The organism is Microbacterium sp. NPDC077663 (assembly GCF_044542795.1).
In the GTDB taxonomy this organism is placed as follows: domain Bacteria; phylum Actinomycetota; class Actinomycetes; order Actinomycetales; family Microbacteriaceae; genus Microbacterium.
The window spans coordinates 16,591-40,307 of sequence record NZ_JBITVE010000004.1; the positions used below are offsets into that span (position 1 = coordinate 16,591).

Sequence of the window (23,717 nt, forward strand, 5' to 3'; positions counted from 1 at the left end):
GCTCACTGCACGCCCCTCTCTGTGATCGCTCCGGCCGTGTCGCGGCGGAGCACGACGCGCTGGTAGACGAGCGCGACGATGAGCGAGATGACGAAGATGACGACGGCGACGGCGTTGCCGTAGCCGAAGTTGCCGGCGTTGCGGCCGGTGACGACCATGTAGATCGCCATCGTGTTAGTGCCGGCGACCGACGAGACGTACTGACCCCAGATGATGTAGACGAGGTCGAACAGCTGCAGGGCGCCGATGATCGACAGGAACGCCCAGATGCGCAGCGTCGGGGCGAGCAGTGGCAGCGCGATGCGGCGCTGGATCTGCCAGTACGACGCGCCGTCGATCGCCGCCGCTTCGTAGAGCTCCTCGGGGATGCCCTGGAGCCCCGCGAGGAAGAGGATGACGGCGAAGCCCACGTACTTCCAGGTGAGGATCGCCATGAGGGTCCAGATGGCGATCGCCGGGTCGGCGAGCCAGTCCTGCGCGAGTGCGCCGAGCCCCACCTTGTCGAGCACACCGTTGGCGGCGCCGTTCGTCGACAGCAGCAGGCTGAACCCGGTGCCGACGACCACCTCGGCGATCACGTACGGGACGAAGATGAGGACGCGGATGACGGACTGTCCCCGCATCTTGCGGTTGAGCAGCAGCGCCAGCAGGATCGCGATCGGTCCCTGCAGGACGATCGACATGACGACGATGAAGGCGTTGTGCAGCAGCGCGCTCTGGAAGTTCGGGTCGCTGAAGATCGTGATGTAGTTCTTCAACCCCACGAACTCGGTGGCGGGCCCGAACCCGGACCAGCGGAAGAAGCCGTAGTACGCGGCCATCAGTACCGGCAGGATCACGAACCCGACGAAGAAGACGACGGCGGGTCCGGCGAGCAGGAGCACCTCGAGGCGGCCCGACCAGCCGAGGCCCCGCCGACGGCGGGACCGCGGCAGTGCCGGGGGCGGCGAGTCGCCGCCCCCGGCGTGCGCCGCGAGAGCAGGGGTGTCCGAAGCGGACATCTCGCGAACGGTCATGCTCAGCCCTGCGCGCCTGCGGCGTTGACGGCGGCGATGAACTTCTCGGGGTCGCTGCCTCCCGCGAGCATGTCGACGACCGCGACGTTCAGCGCGTTGCCGACGTTCTGCCCGAGGACGGTGTCGAGCCACTGCGAGACGAACGGAGCGTTGTTGTACGCCTCGAGGATCTGCTGCAGGTAGGGCTCGGTCACGGCCTCCTGTGCGACGGAGTTGACCGGCGGCGACTGGAAGGCCTCGTAGTACTTCGTCTGCTGCTCGGAGCCGGCGATGAAGTTCAGGAAGTCGGCGCACTCCTTCGGAGCCTGCGCCGCGCACGAGTAGCCGTCGACCCCGCCCATCATGGAGCCCGGCTCGCCGTCACCGCCCGATATCTCGGGGAAGGGGAACCAGGCGAGGTCGGGGAGGGGCTTCTCGTCGGGGGTGAGCGACGCGATCACACCCGGGTCCCACGCGCCCATGAGCTCCATCGCGGCCTTGCGGTTGGCGACGAGGCCGGCGGAGCTGCCCGCACCCTGCTGGGCGGCGGTGGTGAGGAAGCCCTCGTTGAACGGGTTGATCGAGGCGAAGTCGGTGAGGTCCTCGGCGGCGCGCGTCCAGCACTCGTCGCTGAAGTCCTTGGAGTCCCCGGTCTCCTCGATCACCTGGGGGCTGCACTCCCGGATGGCGAAGAAGTAGTACCAGTGCGCGGCGGGCCAGGCATCCTTCGCCCCGAGCGCGATCGGCGCGATCCCCGTGCCCTTGAGTGCCTCGACGTCGCTCTTGAGGTCGTCGATCGTGGCGGGGGTGTCGGTGATGCCGGCCGCGTCGAAGGCGTCCTGGCTGTAGAAGAAGCCGCCGGGCAGCACCGACAGCGGCATCGCCCACACCTTGTCCTGGTAGGTCTCCGCGGCGAAGGAGCCCTCCGACACCTCGCTGCGGACGTCGTCCGAGATGAGGTCGGTCAGGTCCATGAGCTGGCCCGCGTTGGCCATCGCGGTCATCTTGCCGCCGCCGCGCTGCAGGAAGATGTCGGGCGGGTCGCCCGCGTTGAGCGCGGTCTGGAGCTTGCCGTCCATGTCCTCGTTCTGGACGGACTGCATCGTGATCGTGACGCCCTCGTTCTCCGCCTCGAAGGCCGCGATCGCGTCCTTCCAGAACTGCTGGCCGGGGCCCGTGGTCGAGTTCTGCCACAGCGTCATCTCGACGTCGCCGCCCTCGCTTCCGCCGCCGGTGCCTGCCGAACACGCGCTGAGCGCGAGGGTCGCTGCCGCGAAGGCCGCGAGTCCCACTGCGAACCGTCTGGTCCTCATGTGATCACCAATCTCCTCATTGAGTGCACGCTCGGTCGTCGAGGTGCGGGTGGTCCCGGCGGTGCGTGCCGGGCTGGCTCCAGTGTCGGAATTGTTGCCGCTGGCGTCAAACGTTTTCGAAAATGTTTTCCATGGGGCTACGCTTCGAGTCATGCGCAGGCGCACCACCATCCACGACGTCGCCGCCGCGGCCGGCGTCTCGGTGGCCACGGTGTCGAAAGCCGTCAACGGTCGCTACGGTGTCGCGCCCGCCACGGTGCAGCGGGTGCTCGGCGCGGTGGAGGAACTCGGATACGAGTCGAGCCTCGTCGCGAGCAGCATGCGGGCACGTCGCACGGGAGTCGTGGGCGTTCTCGTCGCGGATTTCGAACCGTTCTCGGCCGAGGTGCTGAAGGGTGTCGGAGCCGCGCTGCGCGACTCGCGCCTGGACCTGCTCGCGTACAGCGGCTCACGGCAGGTGTCGAGCCAGGGGTGGGAGCGGCGCTCGCTCAGTCGCCTCAGCGGCACGCTCGTCGACGGCGTGATCATGGTGACGCCCACCGTCGTCAACGTCACCGCCGAGGTGCCGGTGGTGGCGATCGACCCGCACACGGGGCCGGCGGATCTGCCCACCGTCGAGTCCGACAGCTTCGCAGGCGCCCGCCACGCGGTGGCCTACCTCGTCTCGCTCGGGCATCGACGCATCGGGTTCGTCGCGGGGCGTCCCGATCTGCGGTCCTCGATGCTGCGCGAGGGCGGGTACCGCCGCGCTCTCGAGGACGCCCGCATCCCGTTCGATCCGAGCCTGGTCGGGGTGGGGGAGTACGTGGAGGACATCTCGCGCGAAGCGGCGACCCGGCTCCTGCGTCGCACGGACCGGCCGACGGCCGTGTTCGCCGCCAACGACGTGTCGGCCCTCACCGTCATCCGCGTCGCGCACGAACACGGCCTGTCGGTGCCCGGGGACCTCTCGGTCATCGGGTTCGACGACGTCCCGGACGCGTCGCAATCGGAGCCGGCGCTCTCGACGGTGCGCCAGCCCATGCAGCGCCTGGGCGCTGAGGCGGTCACGATGCTGCTCGAGCTCATGGGAGGTGCGACCCCGGCGGCGACGCACCTGCGGCTGCCGACGGCGCTCGTGCCGCGGGCGACGACGGCGCCGCCCTCACAGCACGCTCAGAGTGGTTCCCGATAGCGTCGCACCATGTCCACTCCGCTCGAAGAGCAGATCACGGTGTCGGCGTCCTCCCTCCGAGCGATGCGCGACGAGTTCCAGCGGTTCCTCATGGAGTACCGGTTCGGGCTGCAGGAGATCGAGACCAAGATCTCGATCCTCCGCGAGGAGTTCCACGAGATGCACGACTACAACCCGATCGAGCACGTCTCGAGCCGGGTGAAGTCGCCCGACAGCCTGGTCGAGAAGATCCAGCGCCGAGGCATCGACCCCGACTTCGACTCGGTGCGCGCGCACATCACCGACATCGCCGGCATCCGCATCACCTGCAGCTTCGTCAGCGACGTGTACCGGCTGTTCGACCTGCTCACCGCGCAGGACGACATCACGGTGCGCGAGGTCGAGGACTACATCGCGACGCCCAAGGGCAACGGCTACAAGAGCCTGCACGCGATCCTCGAGGTGCCCGTCTACCTCTCGACCGGGCGGGTCGACGTCCCCGTCGAGGTGCAGTTCCGCACGATCGCGATGGACTTCTGGGCGAGCCTCGAGCACAAGATCTACTACAAGTACGAGCGGCAGGTGCCCGAGCACCTGCTGGACCAGTTGAAGGATGCCGCCGACGCGGCCGCCGAGCTCGATGCCCGCATGGCGCGGCTGCACAAGCAGATCCGCGGCGGCGCCGTGTCGGCACCGACCCGACTCGTCTGACGACGATGTCGGAGGCGGCGACCACGGTCGGCCTGCTCGACGCGGCGCGCGCGCGTCTGGCCGGGTCGCCACGGGAGCGTCTGGGCGATTGGGCGGCGAACCGCCGCATCCTCGGGATCGGTCGAGCGCCCCGCATCCTGCCGGTGACCGAGGCGTGGCACGTCGGCGTGCTGCTCATCGGCGACGAGCGCGTCTTCGCCACGGGCGAGGTGCTGCGCGCCCGCCACGACGCGGTCCGCGGGTACACCGCCGAGGCGCAGCGGGCCCGCTCCGAGCGGGCTGCCGCAGCGTTCCGGGGCGGGTTCGCCGAGGGCGAGGTGCTGCACCTGGGCTGGACGGAGATGGATGCCGCCGCCGTCGACCGCGGCGAGAGCTCCGGCATCCTGTCGCCCGTAGGCGGCGTGCCGCACGTCGCGTGGAGCACGACGGGCCCGCCGCGGCCGCTCGCGGACTACCTCGACGACATGCTGTCGCTGCGCTGACCTGTCAAGGGCCCGAGGCTGGAAACCTCGCCTGGGTACTGTTGCCTTCCACCTATCACGGGAGCACGCATGCAGGTTTGGCCCGGTTCCGCTTACCCCCTGGGAGCGACCTTCGACGGCAATGGGACGAACTTCGCCCTGTTCAGTGAGGGCGCTGAGAAGGTCGAGCTCTGCCTGTTCGACGAGGGCGGTGAGGAGACGCGCGTCGAGCTCATCGACGTCGACGCGTTCGTCTGGCACGCCTACCTGCCGTCGGTGCAGCCGGGACAGCGCTACGGCTACCGCGTGTACGGTCCGTACGATCCCGAGAACGGATGCCGCTTCAACCCGAACAAGCTGCTGCTCGACCCCTACGCGAAGGCCGTCGACGGCCAGATCCAGTGGGACCAGTCCGTCTTCAGCTACACCTTCGGCGACCCCGATTCGACGAACGACGACGACTCCGCGGCCGCTATGATGAAGGGCGTCGTCGTGAACCCCTACTTCGACTGGCAGGGCGACCGCCAGCCGAAGACGCCGTACGCCGAGAGCGTCATCTACGAAGCCCACGTCAAGGGCCTCACCATGACGCACCCCGACATCCCCGAGGACATCCGCGGGACCTACAGTGCGATCGCGCACCCGGTCGTCATCGAGCACCTCAAGAAGATCGGCGTCACGGCGCTCGAGCTCATGCCGGTGCACCAGTTCGTCAACGACTCGACCCTGCAGGAGAAGGACCTCTCCAACTACTGGGGCTACAACACGATCGCCTTCTTCGCGCCGCAGAACACCTACTCGTCGGCCGGTGGCGTCGGTCAGCAGGTCCAGGAGTTCAAGGCCATGGTCCGCGCCCTTCACGCGGCGGGCATCGAGGTCATCCTCGACGTGGTCTACAACCACACTGCCGAGGGCAACCACATGGGCCCGACGCTCTCGATGCGCGGCATCGACAACCTCGCGTACTACCGGCTCGAGGACGACGACAAGCGCTACTACACGGACTACACCGGCACGGGCAACAGCCTCAACGTGGGCAACCCGCACACGCTGCAGCTCATCATGGATTCTCTCCGCTACTGGGTGCTCGAGATGCACGTCGACGGCTTCCGTTTCGACCTCGCCTCGACGCTCGCCCGCGAGTTCTACGACGTCGATCGGCTGTCGGCGTTCTTCGAGCTCGTGCAGCAGGATCCGGTGGTGAGCCAGGTCAAGCTGATCGCCGAGCCGTGGGACATCGGCCCCGGCGGGTATCAGGTCGGCAACTTCCCGCCGCAGTGGACGGAGTGGAACGGCAAGTACCGCGACACGGTCCGCGACTTCTGGCGCGGTGAGCCGTCGACGCTCGGCGAGTTCGCGCTGCGCCTCACGGGCTCCGCCGACCTCTACGAGCAGGACGGACGGTGGCCGGTGGCATCCATCAACTTCGTCACGGCACACGACGGTTTCACGCTCCGCGACCTCGTCTCGTACAACGAGAAGCACAACGAGGCCAACGGAGAGGACAACAACGACGGCGAATCGCACAACCGGTCGTACAACCACGGCGTCGAGGGCCCGACCGACGATCCTGACGTCCTGCGGGTGCGGGCGCGGCAGCAGCGGAACTTCCTCGCGACGATGCTGCTGAGCCAGGGTGTGCCCATGATCTCGCACGGCGACGAGCTCGGCCGCACGCAGAACGGCAACAACAACGGCTATGCGCAGGACAACGAGCTGACCTGGATCGACTGGTCCTCGATCGACCAGCCGCTCATCGAGTTCACCTCGGTGCTCGCGCGCCTGCGTCGCGACCACCCCACGTTCCGGCGGCGGCGGTTCTTCGACGGGCGCCCGGTGCGGCGCGAAGAGGGGGCCCCGCTCCCCGACATCGCGTGGATCCGTCCCGACGGCTCCGAGATGCAGCCCGAGGACTGGGACTCCGGCTTCGGACGAGCGGTCGGGGTGTTCCTCAACGGCGACGGCATCCGGGAGCGCGACCGCCGAGGTGAGGAGATCCACGATCGGCACTTCATCGTGTTCTTCAATGCCGGCGACGAGACGATCGACTTCACCCTCCCCGCGGCGACCGCGAGCCCGCGGTGGGAGGTCCTCGTCGACACCGCCGGTGGCGTCGACGAGATCCCGATCGTGGATCCCGGCGGCACCGTCTCGGTCGGAGGCCGCGCGCTCGTCGTCCTGCGCGACCACGAGGAGGAGACCGTCGAGGTCGATTCGTCCGTGTCCGCCTCGCTCTCGGCGATGACCGGGGCGATCGACGTTCCCGGCCAGTCGCAGCAGAGCGAGCTCCCGCACTCATGACCGAGCGGAAGGACACGCCCCGGTCGACCTACCGGCTGCAGATCCGCGCGGGATTCGACCTGGATGCCGCGGCCGAGCTCACCGACTACCTGCGCGACCTCGGGGTCGACTGGGCGTACCTGTCGCCGCTCCTGCAGGCAACGAGCGGCTCGGACCACGGGTACGACGTGACCGATCCGACCGTCGTCGACCCCGAGCGCGGGGGACCGGAGGGGCTGCAGCGGTTCGCCGCCGCCGCCCGCGCGGCCGGTCTCGGCATCCTCATCGACATCGTGCCCAACCACCAGGGCGTCTCGGCGCCGCGAGAGAACCCGTGGTGGTGGGACGTGCTCCGACGTGGTCAGGACTCGCCCCACGCGGCGGCGTTCGACGTCAACTGGGCCCTCGGCGGACGGCTGCGGCTGCCCGTGCTGGGGCGCGAGCTCGAGCAGGCGATCGACGACGGCGAGATCGAGGTCGACGCCGAGGCAGGCGTCGTGCGCTACTTCGACCACGAGTTCCCGCTCGCGGACGGCACGGCCGCGGGCGATGTCCGCGATGTGCTCGCCCGACAGCACTACGAGCTGCTGTTCTGGCGGCGCGGCGACGCCGAACTGAACTACCGGCGCTTCTTCGCCGTCACCACGCTTGCCGGGGTGCGCGTCGAGGACCCGGCGGTCTTCGACCGCTCGCACGTCGAGATCGTGCGGTGGATCCGCGAGGGACTCGCCGACGGGCTGCGTGTCGACCACCCGGACGGCCTGTCCGACCCGGGCGGATACCTCGACCTGCTGGCGGATGCCACCGACGGCGCGTACGTGCTCGTCGAGAAGATCCTCGAGCACGGTGAGGAACTGCCCGCGTGGTGGGCGACGGCGGGCACGACCGGCTACGACGCGATGGCGGCGCTCGACCGGGTGCTGATCGATCCCGCCGGGGAGGAAGGGCTCACCGCCCTCGACACCCGACTGCGCCACGGCGATCCGGGCGACTACGCGGACATGATGCACGAGGCGAAGCTCGCGTGGGCGACGACGGGCTTCCGCGCAGAGGTGGACCGGCTCGCCGCGCTCGTTCCGGACGCGGAGCGGGGCGGTGCCTCCCACGGACAGTGGCTCGACGCGCTCGCCGATCTGCTCGCCGCGTTCCCGGTCTACCGGGCGTACCTCCCGGCCGGCGCCGAGCACGTCGACGCGGCGGTCGCCGCGGCCACGGCGCGCCGGCCGCACCTCGCCGGCGCCTTCGACACCATCGCCGCGCGCCTGAAGGCCGAGCCGGCCTCCGAGTTCACGCGCCGCTTCATGCAGACGACAGGCCCCGTGATGGCGAAGGGTGTCGAGGACACGACGTTCTACCGCTTCACCCGGCTCGGCACGCTCACCGAGGTGGGCGGCGACCCGACGGAGTGGGCGGTCGACGCCGACGGGTTCCATGCGGCATCCGCTCATCGTCAGGCGGCGTGGCCGGCGGCGATGACGTCGCTGTCGACGCACGACACGAAGCGCAGTGAGGACGTGCGGGCACGGCTATCGGTGCTGGCCGAGATGCCGGAGCGGTGGTCCGAGGTGCTCGGAGCCCTGCGCGAGGTCTCCTCGACCGGTGACGGACCGTTCGACAACCTGCTCTGGCAGGCGATCGTCGGTGCGTGGCCCGCGTCGCGCGAGCGGCTGCACGCGTACGCCGAGAAGGCCGCGCGCGAAGCCGGGAACAGCACGACCTGGTCGGAGCCCGACGAGGCGTTCGAAGCGAAGATGCACCACCTCGTCGACGCCGCCTTCGGCGACGCGCGGGTGATCGTCGAAGGGTTCGTCGACGAGATCGCGCAGCTCGGACGGTCCAACTCGCTGTCGCTCAAAGTGCTGCAGCTGGCAGGCCCGGGCGTGCCGGACGTCTACCAGGGGACCGAGCTCTGGGACCACTCGCTCGTCGACCCCGACAACCGGCGCGAGGTCGACTTCGCCGAGCGGCGCCGACTGCTGGCCCGCCTCGACGACGGGTGGATGCCGACGGTCGACGGCTCCGGCGCGGCGAAGCTCCTGGTCGTCTCGCGCGCGCTGCGCCTGAAGCGCGATCACCCGGAGCTGTTCACGCGTTACACGCCGATGACGGCCGCAGGCGAGGCCGCGGGCCACGCGATCGCCTTCGACCGGGGCGGGGTCGTCGCGGTGGCGACCCGTCTCCCCGCAGGACTGGCAGGGCGAGGCGGCTGGGGTGACACCGAACTCCTGACGCGCGCCGGAGCGATGGTCGACGTGCTGACCGGCCGGCGCATCGAGGGCGGCCTCGTGCGCCTGGCGGATCTGCTGGACACCTATCCCGTCGCGCTGCTCGCGCCGGCGGATGACATCGAGGGGGACGCATCGTGATCGAGGTCTGGGCTCCGCGAGTCGAGCGGGTGCGGCTGCGCCGTCCGGGGGCGGACGACGTCGCGCTGATCGAGTCGGGCGACGGCTGGTGGCGTGCGGACGTCGAGCTCGCGGACGGTGAGGAGTACGGCTTCGTCCTCGGTGACGGCGACGATCTGCGGCCCGATCCGCGGTCGCGGCGGCAGCCGCGCGGGGTGCATGCGGCGTCGGCGTGGTTCGACGCGGCATCCTTCCCGTGGACGGATCAGGGGTGGACGGGCCGCCAGCTCGCGGGCGGGCTGATCTACGAGCTGCACCTCGGGACGTTCACTCCCCAGGGCACGCTGGATGCCGCGATCGAGCGGTTCGACCACCTGCTCGACATCGGCGTGACACACATCGAGCTGCTGCCGGTGAACGCCTTCAACGGCACGCACAACTGGGGCTACGACGGTGTGCTCTGGTACGCCGTGCAAGAGACCTACGGCGGCCCCGCCGCGTATCAGCGATTCGTGGATGCCGCGCACGCCGCGGGCCTCGCGGTGATCCAGGACGTCGTCTACAACCACCTGGGTCCGAGCGGCAACTACCTGCCCGAGTACGGGCCGTATCTCCGGGACGGCTCGCGCAACACGTGGGGCGACAGCCTCAACCTCGACGAGTCGGCGGTGCGCTCGTTCATCGTCGAGAACGCGCTCATGTGGATGCGGGACTTCCACGTCGACGGGCTGCGGCTGGACGCCGTGCACGCGTTGCATGAGTCCGGGTCGCAGCCGACGCACATCCTGCAGGAGATCGCCGAGCGGACGGACGCGCTGAGTGCGCACGTCGGACGGCCGTTGACGCTCATCGCCGAGAGCGACATGAACGACCCGGTGATGTTCCTGCCGAGGGAGGCGGGCGGATACGGCCTCACGGCGCAGTGGTCGGACGACTGGCATCACGCGGTGCACGTCGCCCTGACGGGCGAGACGGTCGGCTACTACGAGGACTTCGCCGATCCGCAGGCGCTGCCGAAGGTGTGGACGAAGGGCTTCTTCCACGACGGGACGTACTCGTCGTTCCGCGAGCGCGACCACGGCAAGCCGGTGCCTGAGCAATCGGCATCCTGGCGGCTCGTCACCTATGCGCAGGATCACGATCAAATCGGAAACCGTGCGGCCGGCGACCGTCTGACGGCGACGCTGTCGACGGATCGCCTGGCGGTGGCGGCGGTGCTGACGCTGACGGCGCCGGGCACGCCGATGCTGTTCATGGGGGAGGAGTGGGGCGCGTCTACGCCGTGGCAGTTCTTCACGTCGCACCCCGAACCCGAGCTCGCCGAGGCGACCGCGAAGGGCCGGATCGAGGAGTTCGTGAAGATGGGGTGGGACGAGAGCATCGTGCCGCATCCGAACGATTCCGCGACCTTCGAGCGGTCCAAGCTGGACTGGTCGGAGGTCGAGGTCGGCGATCATGCGCGACTGCTGGATCTGTACCGGCGTCTCGCACGGCTCCGGCGGGATCGGCCGGAGCTGACGCACCCGGGTCCGGGCGGGCGGGATGCCGAGGTGCTGCCGACCGCGTCGGGCCACCGCTACGTGCTGCGCCGAGGTGGGGCGCGCGTGGTCGTGAACCTGTCGTCGGAGCCGTGGGACGTGCCCGGCGGCGAGGTCTGGGTCGCGTCGTCCGAACCCGCCCGCGACGGCGACCGGCTGGTCGTCGCGCCGGACTCGGCGGTCGTCGTCGGGGAGTGATGCCGCGGGGCCGGGCGTCCCGGCATCCGTCTGTCAAGAGCTCGTCGCGGCTCCGCGGTGCGACGTACCGTGGCCGCATGACGAGCTCCACCTCATCCCGCTCCTCCGACCTCACCCGTCAGATCGTCGTCATCTCGGCGGTGACGTTCATGATCATCGCAGCCCTGTTCGGCTCGGGTGTGTTCGGCGGAACGCCGGTGCAGGATCTGCAGGACGGCGCCCTCTCCGCGACGTCGACCGTGCTCGCGCCGGCGAGTTCCGCGTTCTCGATCTGGAGCGTCATCTACACCTTCATGATCGCGTACACGATCTGGCAGGCGCTGCCTTCGCAGCGTGGCAGTGAACGTCAGCGCCGCGTCGGCTACGCGATCGCCCTCACCGCCGTCCTCAACGGGCTGTGGCTGCTCGCGGCGCAGTACACGACGCTCCTGCTCACCGTCGTGACGATCGTCGCGCTGCTCGCCGCGCTCGGCTGGACCATCCGCCTGCTGGTGCTGAACCCGCCGCGCACGCTCGCCGAGACGATCTTCACGGACGTCACCGTCGGCCTCCACCTCGGCTGGGTGACCCTCGCCACGGTCGCCAACACGACGGCCTGGCTGACCGCCGAGGTCGCACCCGAGTCCTGGGGTCAGGCGGCGAACGCGTGGGGTGTCGCCGTCCTCATCGTCGTCGCCCTCATCGCCGCGGCCAGCGCGATCGGCACGGGAGGCCGCCTCGCACCGGCTCTCGCCTCGGCGTGGGGCCTGCTCTGGATCGGCGTCGGCCGCACCGTGAGCGAGCCGCAGTCCACTCCGATCGCCGTCGCTGCCTTCATCGCGGCCGCCGTCGTGCTGCTCGTCCCGATCGCGCTCTGGATCCGCGGTCGCCGGGGCGAACTCGCCCTCGCCCGCGCCTGACGTTCGCACGACCGGCGGGGCCGGTGTCGCCTCAGGCGGCCCGGGAGTGCACACGCGTACCAGGCGTCGTGCAGATGTCGCGCGGTCCGGTCAGAACGACGCGGCGAACCGGCGCAGCAGGCGCTGCGGCTCGTCGAGGTCTGCGGCGAGCACCCGCGCCGCGACGGCGTCGTACTCGTCGGCGTCGAAGTAGCCGTGATTGCGGTAGATCGTCATCCGCTCGGTGAAGGCGACCCCCGTCGGCTCGGGGTGGAACTGCGTCGCGTAGAGCCGATCGCCCAAGCGGTACGCCTGCACGGGACAGTCGTCGTTCGTGGCCAGCAGCACGGCGCCCTCCGGCAACCGCGAGATGCCCTCCTTGTGCGCCGTCAGCGCAGGGAACACCGGCGCGAGGCCGCCGAACAGCGGATCGCGCCGCCCCTCCTCGGTGAGACGGATGCCGGTGGGCCCCGTCCCCTCCGGGTAGTCCCGCGTCACCTCGCCGCCCAATGCGCGTGAGGCGACCCCGATCCCGAAACAGGTGAACAGCGCGGTCGTCACGCCGGACGCCGCGGCCCGTGCGACGGCACCGAGCCCGGCCTCGATCCGCCGCTGCTCGGCCGGTTTGGTCGCGTCCGGATCGGTCGTGTTGAACGGGCTCCCGCCCACGACGAACCCGCGCCAGCGGTGGAAGGCGTCGTCGGGCAGATCGTCCGTGACGAGGTTCCAGCGCTCGAGCCCTGCCTCGTCGACACCCATGGCGTGCTGGAACGACGCGTACTCGCCGTCCGCGGCATCCACCTGCGGGCGCACGCAGAGGTAGACGAGCGGGGCCATCCTCCCAGTCTAAATGCCCGGTCGGAGGCGGAACGTCGTGCGTCAGCGCGACGAGTTGGCAGTGCGGCCCCGCACGATGCCCACGAACGCGTCGACGAGCTCCGTGGTCGCGTCCGCGGGCCAGGCGAGCGCGACAGCGGATGCTGGGGCCCCTGCGAGCGGGCGGGACGTCACATCCTTGCGGTGATGCAGGCGAGCGAGCGACATGGGGACGATGACGATCCCGACCCCGGTCGCGACGGTCTCGATCGCCTGCCCGGTCGTCTCGGGCGGGGCGAAACGCGGCGACTCGGTGCCGGGCACGTCGAACGCCAGCACGTCGTCGAGCGGCACGATCCGCACCTCTCCGGCCAGGTCGTCGGCAGTGAGTTCGTCCGCGGCGGTCAGGTGAGAGTCCGCCGCGCACACGACGACCGTCGTCTCCTCGTAGAGCGGGATCACGTGCAGTCCGTCACGGTCGATCGGCAGTCGCACGATCGCGGCGTCGACCTCGCCGCGCACGAACGCGGTGCGCTGGTGCGCGGCGATCAGCGGCACGAGCTCGAGGGGCGTGCGCGGCATCCGCGTTTTCCACGTGTCGATCCACTTGCCGGGGGTCGCCCCGGCGACCGCCCCCAGGCGGAACGGTCCCGCCGGAGGCGGCGGCACGGGAGCAGGCTTCGGCGTCGGGCGCTGCCGCGCCGGTGCGGGACGGGCGCCCTTGCGCTGGGGTCCGCCGCGTGTCGCCATGCCTGTCAGCGTAGCCGCGCGGCTCTCAGCACGATCCCCATCGGCCGAGCGCCTGCGCCTTCGCGGTCCGCTCGGCGTCGGCGAGCGCGGCCGCGTAGCGGGTGTTGGGCGGGATCCGGAGGGTCTCGGCGTGCCCCTCGGCCACGAGCGCCTCGTTCACGAACATCCCGTCAGGGGTCCACAGGTAACGCAGCGCCCGGTCGTAGCGATCGACGGGTTCACGGTCGCCGATCATCCAGATCCGGCCCCCGTCCGGGGCGAGCTCGCGCAGTCGGGAGGTGGCGGCATCCGCCCCGCACTCGGCTTCGGGCCGGGCCTCGGGGGTGTCGATACCGATGAGGCGCACGCGCACGTCGTCGTCGCCGTCCCGCACGACCAGGGTGTCGCCGTCCACGACGCGCTCCACCGTGTAGGCGACAGCCCCTTCGGGCACACCCGCAGGATCCGGTTCTCGCAGGGATGACGACGCGAGCCACAACCCCGCGATCAGCAGCCCCACGATCGCTGCACCCAGGAGGATGCGACGCGGCCGGGGAACACTCACACGCCGAGGCTAACCGCCCGCGACGACAGACGACCCGGCCGGTGAGGGTCGGGTCGTGTGATCGGGTCAGGCCGCCAGGCGCAGTCCGCGTCGGTCGGTCGCCACGCGCTCGCCGTCGCCGATGCTCTCGTCGTCGCCGATGAGCGACTCGCTCGCCACTCGGGCGCCGGCTCCGACGAAGCAGCGCACGCCGATCTTCGCGCCGGCGCCGATCGCGGCTCCCGGACCGATGTGCGCGTGGGGGGCGATCTCGGCGTTCGGGCCGATCACGGCGTCGGGTTCGATCCAGACGCCGCGTCCGATCCGCGCCCCGGCGGCGATCTGCGCTCCGGGTTCGACGTAGGCGCCCGCTTCGACGACCGCGCTCGGGTGCACCTTGGCTCCGTTCGCGATCAAGCCACGTCCGTTGGCGTGCTTGCGGTAACGCAGCGTCTCGCCTCGGTCGTTCTCGATGTCGATGTAGTTCTTACCCACGGGTCCTCCTTGACGGATACAACGTCCCACAAGGCATTTCATTCCCCCGACAGCACCGAAATCATGGGGTTGACCTCTGCTGGGTAACCTGATTCGGTGACCGTGCCCGCAGACCCGATCGACTCCGACGCCCCTGAGACCGGTCCATCGCTCGTGTTCGAGCAGAAGGCCGCGCCGCATTCGTGGATCGATGACGTCGTGGGGCTGGCGACGGGCACCTTCACCGTCTCGCTCGGCCTGTTCCTGCTGCACCTCAGCACGGCGGTCACGGGCGGCACCGCGGGCCTCTCGCTGCTGCTGAACTACGCCGTCTCGTGGCCCTTCTGGGCGTTGTTCTCCGTCGTCAACCTGCCCTTCGGCATCCTCGCCGTCTGGAAGCGCGGCTGGGACTTCGCGCTGCGGACGCTTGTCTGCATCGGTGCGGTCTCGGGATTCTCGGTTCTCATCGAGCACCTCTTCGTGGTCGAGCGGATCGATCCGATCTTCGGCACCGTGGCGGGGAACCTCCTCGCCGGAATCGGGCTGCTCATCGTCTTCCGCCACGGAGCGAGTCTCGGCGGCGTCAACGTCGTGGCCCTGATCATCCAGGATGCGACCGGTATCCGTGTCGGGTGGACCATGATGGTCTTCGATGTCCTCGTCATCCTGCTCGCCCTCCTCGTCGTCCCGTGGCAGAACGTCCTGCTCAGCGCTGCGGGGGCCGTCGTGCTGAATCTGGTGCTCGCCCTCAACCACCGGCCCGGCCGGTACATCGGTCACTGATGGTCGACATCGGAGGCGTCCGCCTGTCGGGTCGCATGATCTGTCACACGCAAGAAGAAGCGGATGCTGTGCGTCACCACCTCGACGCGCACATCGAGCGCACGCGGGCCGAGCCCGGGTGCCTGCTGTTCGAGATCACCCCGCTCGGCGGGGGGCGCGCGTGGTCGGTGGAGGAGCTCTGGGCCGACGCCCCGACGTTCCGCGAGCACCAGCGGCGCGCCGCCGACAGCGTGTGGGGCCGTGCCACTGCCGGGATCGAGCGTCGCTACCGCGTCGAGGGCCTGCGGCCGGAGGAGTGAGCTCAGACGGTCAGGGCTGGCACACGGGGCACCAGAAGACGATCCGCTCGCTGGTCGCACGGGCGCCGAGCTCGGACCCCTGGATGAGGGTGCCGCACCGACGGCACGGCTTGCCGCCGCGCCCGTAGACCCAGGTCTGCTGGCCGGGGCGGTTGTCGCCCGTGAACGTGCGCCCCTGCCGGTCGCGGTTCGCGCGGATCATGCGCACACCGGTGTCGATGAGCCCGGCGACGTCCACGTCGCGGGCGAGGGCGGTGGGGCGGATGCCGCGCACGAATAGCAGCTCGTTGGCGTACTCATTGCCGAACCCGGCCACGTTCCGCTGGTCGAGCAGCGCGACATGGATGGCGCGCTCGTCCGCGGTGACACGGTGGACGGCCTCGGCGGCGTCCCAGTCCGCGGCGAGTGGGTCGGGCCCGAGATGACCGACGACGCGGCATTCGTCGGCGGTCGGCAGGACCTCGACCATGGCGAGCTCGAAGCCGACGGCATCCGCGGGTCGCGTTCCGACGATCGCACGCGCCTGGAAGGCGGGCGCCCGCCACTTCTGCCCGGGCCGGTAGACGTGCCAGCGACCCTCCATCTTCAGATGCGAGTGCAGGGTCTGCTCGCCGATCCGCATCAGCAGGTGCTTGCCCCTGGGAACGACCTCGCGCACGGTCTCGCCGCGCAGGTCTTCTGTCGCGCTGCGCGGCACGCGCACGTCGAAGCGGATCACCTCGTGACCCGCCAGCGCCTCGTGGAGCTTCCGCGCGGCGCGGAAGACAGTGTCGCCCTCGGGCATCCGCGCCTCCCTACGCCCGCTGCGGCTCGCGGGCGCCACGACGCAGCGTGAGGCCCTTCGGGGACTCGACGAAGCCGGCGTCGCGCAGCGCTCGGCCGGCGGCGGTCGTGTAGACGAAGGCGCCACTCACCTGCTCGATCGTCAGCGTGTCGAGCTTTCGTGCGCGGGACGTCTCGACGAGGCTGCGGGCGGCCGCGGCGAGCACGTCCTCGTCGTCGGTGAAGGCGAGCGCGGTGCGGCCGCCGCGCTCGAGGTAGAGCACGAGGGCGCCGTCGACGAGGACCACGAGGCCGCCGGCCTTGCGACCCGGTCGGTGGTTCACGCCCTCCAGCGACGGCCAGTTCAGCGCCGCCCCATAGGGGTTGGCGGGGTCGGTCGCGGCGAGGGTCCGTGCCGTGAGCGGGGCGGGCTCGGCGACGGAGGCGAACTCTCGCAGCCGGTCGACGGTGGCGGAGGTGGCGAACTGCGCGGCGCCCAGCTTCTCGACGAAGTAGCCGCGGCGGCAGTGCCCGGCATCCTCGAATCCGGCGAGGATCCGGTAGACCTGCGCGAACCCACCGGGCACCCCTTCGGACTGCACCGAGCCGCGCGTGACGACGCCGTAGCGCTCGAGCAGCAGACCCGCCGTGGCGGTCGCCCGCAGCGTGGCGTCGGTGTCGGGGGCCGGCAGCAGAGACCACCGGCCGCCCACCATCGCGGGCCGCTGCGGCGCAGGACGCGCGGTCGCGGCGATCGGGGTGCCGCGGAACATCCGCGTCCGCGGGGTGCGCCGGGTCACGCGGTGAGCCTGCGACCCGCCGCCGAGCAGGCCGCGGACCGGCGCGAAGGTGTCGTTCGTCACGCGCCCCGACCAGGTGAGGTTCCACAGGGCGTCGATGACGGACTGCTCGTTCGGGGAGTCGACCATGCCGGCGAGCTGCGACGCGAAGTACGCGCCGCCCGCGCCGAGCGCGTCGAGGATCGACTGCTCGAAGGGGGTCGGCTCGTCCTCGGGAACCTGCAGGGTGAGAGACGCGACGTCCGCGGGGTGCAGCGCGATCCAGCCGTCGCGGCCGGGCAGCGAGCCGTGACCGGACCACAGGACCTCCCCGGTCGCGGTCAGCTCGTCGAGCAGCGCGGGGGAGTAGTCGCGCACGCGCGAGGGGAGGATGAGCGACTCCCAGGCGCTCGCGGGCAGCGGGACGCCCGCGAGTTGCTCGACGACGGCGAGGACGCCGTCGACACCCTCGAGCGGCCGGGTCAGATGCTGCCAGACCGGCAGGAAGCGGCCGAGCGCGTCGGGTGCGACCGGCTCGACGCTCCCGCGGATCGCGGCGAGCGACCGCATCCGGATGCGCCGCAGCACCTCGCTGTCGCACCATTCGAGGTCGTCGGTGTGGGAGGAGTCGGCGGGCAGGAAGAACCCGCTCGCGAGTCGGCCCTGCGCCTCGAGGCGCTGCAGCGTCTGCCGGGCGACCGCGGCGCCGACCCCGAGCCTGGCCGCGACGTCCGACGTGCGGAACGGGCCGTGGGTGCGGGCGTACCGCGCGACGAGATCGGCCAGCGGGTCGGCGACGGGGTCGAGGAAGGCGGTGGGGATGCCGACGGGCAGCGCCGCCCCCAGGGCATCGCGCAGGCGCCCGGCGTCCTCGATGCCGGCCACGCGGGACGCGCCGCCGAAGGTGACCCGGATGGCGCGGCGCGCCTCGACGAGCTCATCGAGGAGGGCGGCGGCATCCGCCTCGGTCGCCGCCGGTGCGGGCGCGTCGAGGCCCGCGGATGCACCCTCGAGGCGCTCGGCGACCTCCGCCGGCGAGAGCGGGCCGAGCAGGCGCAGCAGGTCGGCGACCCCCTCGACGCCCCGGACCCGTCGGGTCGGGTCGAGCCGCTGCAACTCACGCGCGTACTGCTCGATGACGCCGGGGTCGAGAAGCTCGCGCATCTCGATCTTGCCGAGCAGCTCGCTCAGCAGTGCCGGGTCGACCGACAGTGCGGCGGCGCGACGCTCTGCGAGGGGCGAGTCGCCCTCGTACATGAACGCACCGACATATCCGAAGAGCAGGTCGCGCGCGTACGGCGAGGGCGAACTGGTCGTCGTCTCGACGAGTCGGATGCGGCGGTCAGCGATGCTCCGTGCGATGCGCAGCAGGGCGGGCAGGTCGTAGACGTCCTGCAGCACCTCGCGGAGGGTCTCGAGGATGATCGGGAAGGTCGGGTGCTCCTTGGCGACCTCGAGCAGCTGCGCCGAGCGCTGCCGCTGCTGCCAGAGCGGCGATCGCTTGTTCGGATTGAGGCGGGGCAGGAGCAGCGCCCTCGCGGCGCATTCGCGGAAGCGGGAGGCGAACAGTGCGGATCCGCCGACCTCGGAGGTCACGAGCTGCTCGAGCTCGTCCGCATCGAACACGAACAGCTCCGCGCCCGGCGGTTCGGCGTCGGTGTCGGGCACGCGGGCGATGATCCCGTCGTCGCTCGCGACGGCGGCCCCCTCGACCCCGAGACGTTCGCGGATGCGCGCGTTAACGGCCAGCGCCCATGGGGCGTGCACATGCATGCCGTACGGGGAATGGAGGATGACGCGCCAGTCGCCGACCTCGTCGCGTGAGCGCTCGACGGTGAGCGTCTTGTCCGTCGGAAGGCTGCCGGTCGCCTCGCGCTGCTCGCCGATGTAGGCGAGCAGGTTGCCGATCGCGTTGTCGTCGAGCCCCGACTCGCGCAGCCGTGCGGTCGCCTTCTCGGGCTTCGCCGTCGACAGCTCACGGGAGAACTTGCCCAGCGCCTCGCCGAGCTCGGCGGGGCGACCGAGGCCGTCGCCGTGCCAGAAGGGCAGTTTGCCCGGCTGCCCGTACGCCGGCAGGACGTTGACCCGGTCGTGGGTGATCTCCACGATGCGCCAGCTCGTGGTTCCCAGCGTGAAGACGTCGCCGACCCGGGATTCGTAGACCATCTCCTCGTCGAGCTCGCCGACACGCGCGTTGCGGGCCTCGCCCGAGATGAACACCCCGAACAGTCCGCGATCGGGGATCGTGCCGCCGCTGGTCACCGCGATCCGTTGCGCTCCCGGACGGCCGGTGATCGTGCCGGCATCCCGATCCCAGACCACGCGAGGACGCAGTTCGGCGAACGCGTCGGAAGGATAACGCCCGGCGAGCAGATCCAGCGTCGCCTCGTAGGCCGAACGCGGCAGGGAGCGGAAGGGCGCGGACCGCTTGACGGTCTCGAACCAGCCCTCGACGTCGAGAACGGCCACCGCCGAAGCGGCGATCGTCTGCTGCGCGAGGATGTCGAGCGGGTTCTGCGGCACGGCGATCGCCTCGATCTGGCCCGCCAGCATCCGCTCGGTCACGACGGCGGTGTGGAGCACGTCGCCCCGGTGCTTCGGGAAGAGGGCGGCGCGGCTCACCTCGCCCACCTGGTGCCCGGCGCGGCCGACGCGCTGCAGACCGGATGCCGCCGAGGGCGGCGCCTCGACCTGGATCACGAGGTCCACGGCCCCCATGTCGATGCCGAGCTCGAGGCTGCTCGTCGCGACGACGCAGCGGAGGGCGCCGGACTTCAGCTCGTCTTCGACCTGTGCGCGCTGCTCCTTCGACACCGACCCGTGGTGCGCCTTCGCGAGGATCGCCTCGACTCCGGCGGACGCTCCCGCCTGCGCCATCATCGCCGCCGGAACGGTCGGGTCGGGCACGTCGATCCCGACGCGCTCGGCGTAGATCTCGTTGAGGCGCCCGGTGAGACGCTCCGCGAGGCGACGGGAGTTCGAGAACACGATCGTCGATCGGTGCGCGAGGATGCGGTCGACGATGGCCTCCTCGACGTGCGGCCACACCGATCCCGTCATCTCCGACGACTGCGGCGGCGTGTACCAGTTGCCGCCATCGCCGTCACCGTCATCGTCGTCGGTCGCGACGGGCTGCTCCTCCTCGGGCGCACCGGGCGGGGGAGGCGGGTTCGTGAGGTCGTCGATCGGCACGACGACCGAGAGGTCGAACGCCTTGGTCGCCTTCGGCGCGACGATGTCGACCGGGGCCGCTCCGCCGAGGAAGCGTGCCACCTCGTCGATGGGGCGCACCGTGGCCGACAGCCCGATCCGCTGCGCCGGGGTGTCGAGCAGGGCGTCGAGCCGCTCGAGGCTGACGGCCAGGTGCGCGCCGCGCTTGGTCGCGGCGACGGCGTGGACCTCGTCGACGATGACCGTGTGGATGCCGCGCAGCGTCTCGGCCGCCTGCGAGGTCAGCATCAGGTAGAGCGACTCGGGCGTCGTGATCAGGATGTCCGGCGGGTCGGCGAGCAGGCGGCGCCGGTCCGCGGAGGGCGTGTCGCCCGAGCGGACGCCGACCGTGACGTCCGGGGCCGGCATCCCGAGCCGCCGCGCCGACTGGCCGATGCCGACCAGCGGGGAGCGGAGGTTGCGCTCGACGTCGACGCCGAGGGCCTTGAGGGGCGAGACATACAGGACGCGCGTGCGGGGGGAGGCGGCATCCGCCCGCTTCTTCTTCGGCTTCGCCCCCTCGGGCGGCGGCGCCGAGGCGACGCGGTCGCGGAAGATCCGGTCGAGCGCCCACAGGAAGGCCGACAGCGTCTTTCCCGAGCCGGTGGGGGCGACCACGAGGGCGTGCTTGCCCGCCGAGATCGCCTGCCATGCGCCGGCTTGCGCAGCGGTGGGCGCATGGAAGGCGCCCCGGAACCAGTCCTGCGTCGCAGGGCTGAACCGCTCGAGGACGTCCGCCATCCTCCTATCATCACGCGGACCACCGACATCGGGCCGGGGCTTGCGCCCCGGCCCGTGCGTCACAGCTCCGTCAGGAGCCCGTCCCGCAGCTCGAGGGTGAGGTCCGGGGCGATCCGCTCGAGGAACACGTCGTCGTGACTGACCACGAGCACCGCGCCCCGATAGGCCGAGATCGCGCCGACGAGCTGATCGACCGTGTCGAGGTCGAGGTTGTTCGTCGGCTCGTCGAGCACCAGCAGGTGCGGGGCCGGGTCGGCCAGCAGCAGCCGGGCGAGCGCGACGCGGAACCGCTCGCCACCCGACAGCGCCGACACCGGCCGGAGCACCGTGTCGCCGCGGATGAGGAACCGGGCGAGCCGGTTCCGCAGCTCGACGTCGCCGACCCCCGGCGCTCCGGCGCGGATGTTCGCCAGCACCGACGCGGCCTCGTCGAGGCCGTCGACCCGCTGCGAGAGGTAGCCGATCCGGTCGGTGTGCGCCTCGGTGGTGACGAGGTCGGGTGCCGAGTGCAGGGGCAATGCGGCATCCGACCGCGTTTCGCCGCCTTCGCCGCCGGCTGAACCTGCGTTCGGCACCTGCGGTGCAGGCCCCGCCGACCCGACGAGACGCTCGAGCAGGGTCGTCTTCCCCGCGCCGTTCGGCCCCACGAGCGCGACTCGTTCCGGCCCCTGGATCGTCCAGGACCGCTCGCGGTCGCCGATCGTGGCGATGCGGCGGCCGGTGCCGACGCCGGGGTCGGGCAGGTCGATGTGCACGGTGTCGTCGTCGCGCACGCGCCGCCCGGCGGTGTCGACGGCGGCTCGTGCGGCCTCGACCTTCTCGTTCGCCTCGACACGCAGCTTGCCCGCGGTGACTTCGGCCGAACGCTTCATCGCGCCCAGCACGATCTTCGGCGCCGCCTTTTTCGCGGCGAGCTTCTTGCCGTGCGCATTCCGCATGGCGATCGCCGACTCGACCTGCTGCCGGTCGCGCTTCTCGCGCCGCAGCAGCTGCCGGGCCGCGGTCTCGGCCTGGGCGGCGGCGGCCTGCTCGGTGTCGAGCCAGGCGCGCCACGCGGAGTACGGCCCGCCGAACACCGACAGCTCGTGCTCGTAGAGCTCGGCGGTGTCGTCGAGCTCCTCGAGCAGCGCGATGTCGTGGCTTACCACGATCAGCGTGCCCCGCCACGCGCGCACGAGTTCGTGCACGCGCCTCCGGGCATCCCGATCGAGATTGTTCGTCGGCTCGTCGAGCAGGGCGATCTCCGCTCCCCGCAGACGGACGCCCACGAGCGCGGCGAGCACCGCCTCACCGCCGGACAGTTCGCCCACGCGACGGTCGAGCGCACCGTCCGGCAGGCCGACCTCGGCGAGGGCGGCCGTCGCACGTGCCTCGACGTCCCAGTCGTCGCCGACCGTGTCGAAGTGGCGCTCGTCCACGTCGCCGGCTTCGATCGCCCGGACGGCGTCGAGTACCGGCGCGATGCCGAGCACATCGGCGACCCGTCGCCCGGTGTCGAGCGTCACCTGCTGCGGCAGCAGGTCGACGGTCCCGGCCGTCGTGATCGATCCGGATGCCGGGTGGAGAGTCCCGGCGATGAGCTTGAGCAGCGTCGACTTGCCGCTGCCGTTGCGGCCGACGAGTCCGGTCCGTCCGCCGCCGAAGGCCCCGGACACGTCACTCAGTGCGACGGTGCCGTCGGGCCAGGTGAAGGTGACGCGGTCGAGGGTGACCGCGGAGGTGAGAGTGGTGGGCATGAGCGCCTCCCTGAAGAGGGGTGCGCGGACGCCTGCGTCGACCTTTCGGGTGCAGCGCTTCATGCATCCGGGCAGCACGAGGTGCCGTGGTCGAAGGAGGACGGTCCGCGCCGGTCGGTGAATCGATCACCGGGCGGACCGTCGGAATCGTCCTCGAGGAGGGTCGACGGGTCAGCGCGGGATCACAGCGCGATCGCGTCGACAGCCTTCAACGGCTCTTCCTCACACTCGGGACGGGGACCCGCCCATGGTAGCCACGAAAACGAGCGGATGCCAGAGGGCATCAGCCCGCGCGCTTCGCGACCTGCTTCTCGAGGAACACGCGCACGTCGGCGAGCTCCTCGGCCGACACGCTGTGCGCGAGGTCCGGGTAGACGCGTCCGCTGAGGTCGACGTGCCCGGGGAGCCACTGCGCGGTGTGGTCGATGAACCGGGGCGGGATGACCTCGTCGCGGGCGCCGCGCCCCCAGAACACCGGCGGGCGCACCTCGGCGAGCTGAGCGTCGCCGTCCGCCGGCTCGGGGAACGCGTAGCCCGCGAGGTTCACCGCGAACGCCGCGTCGCGCGGCCGCATCCGCAGCATCTGCAGCGCGATGACGCCGCCCTGCGAGAAGCCCAGAAGACCGACGGATGCCGCCGCCCCCCGCACGGCGTCGACCCAGTCCCAGACCGCCTCGGCCGACGCGACGACCTCGTCGTGATCGCGGCTCTCGACGCCGTCGATCGTGAACCAGGAGTAGCCGGGCATCGGAAAGCGCGGTGCGAGCGGGGCGCGCACCGCCGCCGCCACGAACTCCGGCGGCAGGTGCGGCACGAGCCCGAAGAGATCGCCCTCGTGCGAGCCGTAGCCGTGCAGCAGCACGAGCAGCGGCCGCTCGCCGCGCTCCTCGGCGGGCGCGGACCACAGCACGGCGTCGGGATCGAGCGGGGAGGCGGCGACCATGCGTCCATCCTGCACCAGGGCGCCGACAC

Annotated in this window: 19 protein-coding genes; 9 read left to right on the forward strand and 10 right to left on the reverse strand. The window is 71.0% G+C overall.

The genetic code is table 11. From position 1 onward, the window contains the following. Positions 1 to 2 precede the first annotated feature (2 nt). Together ACIGEP_RS16000 and ACIGEP_RS16005 are read right to left on the reverse strand one after the other, a co-directional pair. Complete coding sequence (locus ACIGEP_RS16000) at positions 3 to 1,001, reverse strand: carbohydrate ABC transporter permease (RefSeq protein ID WP_396662635.1); 999 nt, start codon at positions 999 to 1,001, stop codon at positions 3 to 5. A 17-nt stretch (positions 1,002 to 1,018) separates the two neighbouring features. Then, the gene (locus tag ACIGEP_RS16005; RefSeq protein ID WP_396662636.1) at positions 1,019 to 2,308 is read right to left on the reverse strand and encodes an ABC transporter substrate-binding protein; all 1,290 of its coding nucleotides are present in this window, start codon (positions 2,306 to 2,308) and stop codon (positions 1,019 to 1,021) included. Between the two features lie 151 nt (positions 2,309 to 2,459). Between ACIGEP_RS16005 and ACIGEP_RS16010 the strand changes: the two genes are divergently transcribed. The 7 genes from ACIGEP_RS16010 (at position 2,460) to ACIGEP_RS16040 (ending at position 11,893) form a co-directional block, all read left to right on the forward strand. Beyond that, positions 2,460 to 3,482, forward strand: coding sequence for a LacI family DNA-binding transcriptional regulator (locus tag ACIGEP_RS16010; RefSeq protein WP_396662637.1), 1,023 nt, complete (start codon positions 2,460 to 2,462; stop codon positions 3,480 to 3,482). A gap of 9 nt (positions 3,483 to 3,491) precedes the next feature. Next, positions 3,492 to 4,172 (forward strand): GTP pyrophosphokinase family protein, encoded by a 681-nt coding sequence (locus tag ACIGEP_RS16015; RefSeq protein ID WP_396662638.1) that lies wholly within the window; start codon positions 3,492 to 3,494, stop codon positions 4,170 to 4,172. 5 nt (positions 4,173 to 4,177) lie between these two features. Continuing rightward, positions 4,178 to 4,654 (forward strand): glutaminase, encoded by a 477-nt coding sequence (locus ACIGEP_RS16020; RefSeq protein ID WP_396662639.1) that lies wholly within the window; start codon positions 4,178 to 4,180, stop codon positions 4,652 to 4,654. 69 nt (positions 4,655 to 4,723) lie between these two features. Beyond that, entirely contained in the window at positions 4,724 to 6,934 is a 2,211-nt protein-coding gene (glgX, locus tag ACIGEP_RS16025) for a glycogen debranching protein GlgX (RefSeq protein WP_396662640.1), read from the forward strand. Further along, the gene (treY, locus tag ACIGEP_RS16030) at positions 6,931 to 9,279 is read left to right on the forward strand and encodes a malto-oligosyltrehalose synthase (protein ID WP_396662641.1); all 2,349 of its coding nucleotides are present in this window, start codon (positions 6,931 to 6,933) and stop codon (positions 9,277 to 9,279) included. Before glgX ends, treY begins: the two co-directional genes overlap by 4 nt. Then, positions 9,276 to 10,994: a malto-oligosyltrehalose trehalohydrolase gene (treZ, locus tag ACIGEP_RS16035; RefSeq protein WP_396662642.1), complete on the forward strand. Its 1,719-nt coding sequence runs from the start codon at positions 9,276 to 9,278 to the stop codon at positions 10,992 to 10,994. The genes treY and treZ overlap by 4 nt, the downstream gene beginning before the upstream one ends. A 77-nt stretch (positions 10,995 to 11,071) precedes the next feature. Then, on the forward strand, positions 11,072 to 11,893 hold the full coding sequence (locus tag ACIGEP_RS16040) for a tryptophan-rich sensory protein (protein WP_396662643.1): 822 nt from the start codon (positions 11,072 to 11,074) through the stop codon (positions 11,891 to 11,893). A 90-nt stretch (positions 11,894 to 11,983) separates the two neighbouring features. Here ACIGEP_RS16040 and ACIGEP_RS16045 read toward each other — a convergent pair whose 3' ends face one another. From ACIGEP_RS16045 to ACIGEP_RS16060, 4 genes are all read right to left on the reverse strand, one after another. Then, the gene (locus ACIGEP_RS16045) at positions 11,984 to 12,709 is read right to left on the reverse strand and encodes a GMP synthase (protein ID WP_396662644.1); all 726 of its coding nucleotides are present in this window, start codon (positions 12,707 to 12,709) and stop codon (positions 11,984 to 11,986) included. Positions 12,710 to 12,751: 42 nt separating this feature from the next. After that, positions 12,752 to 13,438, reverse strand: a complete 687-nt coding sequence (locus ACIGEP_RS16050; protein WP_396662645.1) for a LysR substrate-binding domain-containing protein — start codon at positions 13,436 to 13,438, stop codon at positions 12,752 to 12,754. 25 nt (positions 13,439 to 13,463) lie between these two features. Beyond that, positions 13,464 to 13,982 (reverse strand): thermonuclease family protein, encoded by a 519-nt coding sequence (locus tag ACIGEP_RS16055; protein ID WP_396662646.1) that lies wholly within the window; start codon positions 13,980 to 13,982, stop codon positions 13,464 to 13,466. A gap of 66 nt (positions 13,983 to 14,048) precedes the next feature. Then, a complete protein-coding gene (locus ACIGEP_RS16060) occupies positions 14,049 to 14,456 on the reverse strand; it encodes a transferase (protein WP_396662647.1) in 408 nt (135 codons plus the stop codon). A 102-nt stretch (positions 14,457 to 14,558) separates the two neighbouring features. Between ACIGEP_RS16060 and ACIGEP_RS16065 the strand changes: the two genes are divergently transcribed. Together ACIGEP_RS16065 and ACIGEP_RS16070 are read left to right on the forward strand one after the other, a co-directional pair. Further along, on the forward strand, positions 14,559 to 15,218 hold the full coding sequence (locus ACIGEP_RS16065; protein WP_396662722.1) for a YitT family protein: 660 nt from the start codon (positions 14,559 to 14,561) through the stop codon (positions 15,216 to 15,218). Continuing rightward, positions 15,218 to 15,517 carry a putative quinol monooxygenase gene (locus tag ACIGEP_RS16070; protein WP_396662648.1) on the forward strand — a complete coding sequence of 100 codons (300 nt, stop codon included), beginning with the start codon at positions 15,218 to 15,220 and terminating at the stop codon, positions 15,515 to 15,517. The genes ACIGEP_RS16065 and ACIGEP_RS16070 overlap by 1 nt, the downstream gene beginning before the upstream one ends. Before the next feature lie 10 nt (positions 15,518 to 15,527). Here the strand turns inward: ACIGEP_RS16070 and ACIGEP_RS16075 are convergent, their stop codons facing one another. The 4 genes from ACIGEP_RS16075 to ACIGEP_RS16090 form a co-directional block, all read right to left on the reverse strand. Further along, positions 15,528 to 16,301 (reverse strand): DNA-formamidopyrimidine glycosylase family protein, encoded by a 774-nt coding sequence (locus ACIGEP_RS16075; RefSeq protein WP_396662649.1) that lies wholly within the window; start codon positions 16,299 to 16,301, stop codon positions 15,528 to 15,530. Between the two features lie 10 nt (positions 16,302 to 16,311). Then, positions 16,312 to 21,009, reverse strand: a complete 4,698-nt coding sequence (locus ACIGEP_RS16080) for an ATP-dependent helicase (protein WP_396662650.1) — start codon at positions 21,007 to 21,009, stop codon at positions 16,312 to 16,314. A 59-nt stretch (positions 21,010 to 21,068) separates the two neighbouring features. After that, complete coding sequence (locus tag ACIGEP_RS16085) at positions 21,069 to 22,745, reverse strand: ABC-F family ATP-binding cassette domain-containing protein (protein WP_396662651.1); 1,677 nt, start codon at positions 22,743 to 22,745, stop codon at positions 21,069 to 21,071. A 283-nt stretch (positions 22,746 to 23,028) separates the two neighbouring features. After that, positions 23,029 to 23,688: an alpha/beta hydrolase gene (locus ACIGEP_RS16090; protein WP_396662652.1), complete on the reverse strand. Its 660-nt coding sequence runs from the start codon at positions 23,686 to 23,688 to the stop codon at positions 23,029 to 23,031. Between the last annotated feature and the right edge of the window lie 29 nt (positions 23,689 to 23,717).

Bases quoted from the DNA above. Each gene is read 5' to 3' on its own strand.
- ACIGEP_RS16000 (WP_396662635.1), bottom strand. From the start codon at position 1,001: ATGTCCGCTTCGGACACCCCTGCTCTCGCGGCGCACGCCGGGGGCGGC.
- ACIGEP_RS16005 (WP_396662636.1), bottom strand. From the start codon at position 2,308: ATGAGGACCAGACGGTTCGCAGTGGGACTCGCGGCCTTCGCGGCAGCG.
- ACIGEP_RS16010 (WP_396662637.1), top strand. From the start codon at position 2,460: ATGCGCAGGCGCACCACCATCCACGACGTCGCCGCCGCGGCCGGCGTC.
- ACIGEP_RS16015 (WP_396662638.1), top strand. From the start codon at position 3,492: ATGTCCACTCCGCTCGAAGAGCAGATCACGGTGTCGGCGTCCTCCCTC.
- ACIGEP_RS16020 (WP_396662639.1), top strand. From the start codon at position 4,178: ATGTCGGAGGCGGCGACCACGGTCGGCCTGCTCGACGCGGCGCGCGCG.
- glgX (WP_396662640.1), top strand. From the start codon at position 4,724: ATGCAGGTTTGGCCCGGTTCCGCTTACCCCCTGGGAGCGACCTTCGAC.
- treY (WP_396662641.1), top strand. From the start codon at position 6,931: ATGACCGAGCGGAAGGACACGCCCCGGTCGACCTACCGGCTGCAGATC.
- ACIGEP_RS16040 (WP_396662643.1), top strand. From the start codon at position 11,072: ATGACGAGCTCCACCTCATCCCGCTCCTCCGACCTCACCCGTCAGATC.
- ACIGEP_RS16045 (WP_396662644.1), bottom strand. From the start codon at position 12,709: ATGGCCCCGCTCGTCTACCTCTGCGTGCGCCCGCAGGTGGATGCCGCG.
- ACIGEP_RS16050 (WP_396662645.1), bottom strand. From the start codon at position 13,438: ATGGCGACACGCGGCGGACCCCAGCGCAAGGGCGCCCGTCCCGCACCG.
- ACIGEP_RS16070 (WP_396662648.1), top strand. From the start codon at position 15,218: ATGGTCGACATCGGAGGCGTCCGCCTGTCGGGTCGCATGATCTGTCAC.
- ACIGEP_RS16075 (WP_396662649.1), bottom strand. From the start codon at position 16,301: ATGCCCGAGGGCGACACTGTCTTCCGCGCCGCGCGGAAGCTCCACGAG.
- ACIGEP_RS16080 (WP_396662650.1), bottom strand. From the start codon at position 21,009: ATGGCGGACGTCCTCGAGCGGTTCAGCCCTGCGACGCAGGACTGGTTC.
- ACIGEP_RS16085 (WP_396662651.1), bottom strand. From the start codon at position 22,745: ATGCCCACCACTCTCACCTCCGCGGTCACCCTCGACCGCGTCACCTTC.
- ACIGEP_RS16090 (WP_396662652.1), bottom strand. From the start codon at position 23,688: ATGGTCGCCGCCTCCCCGCTCGATCCCGACGCCGTGCTGTGGTCCGCG.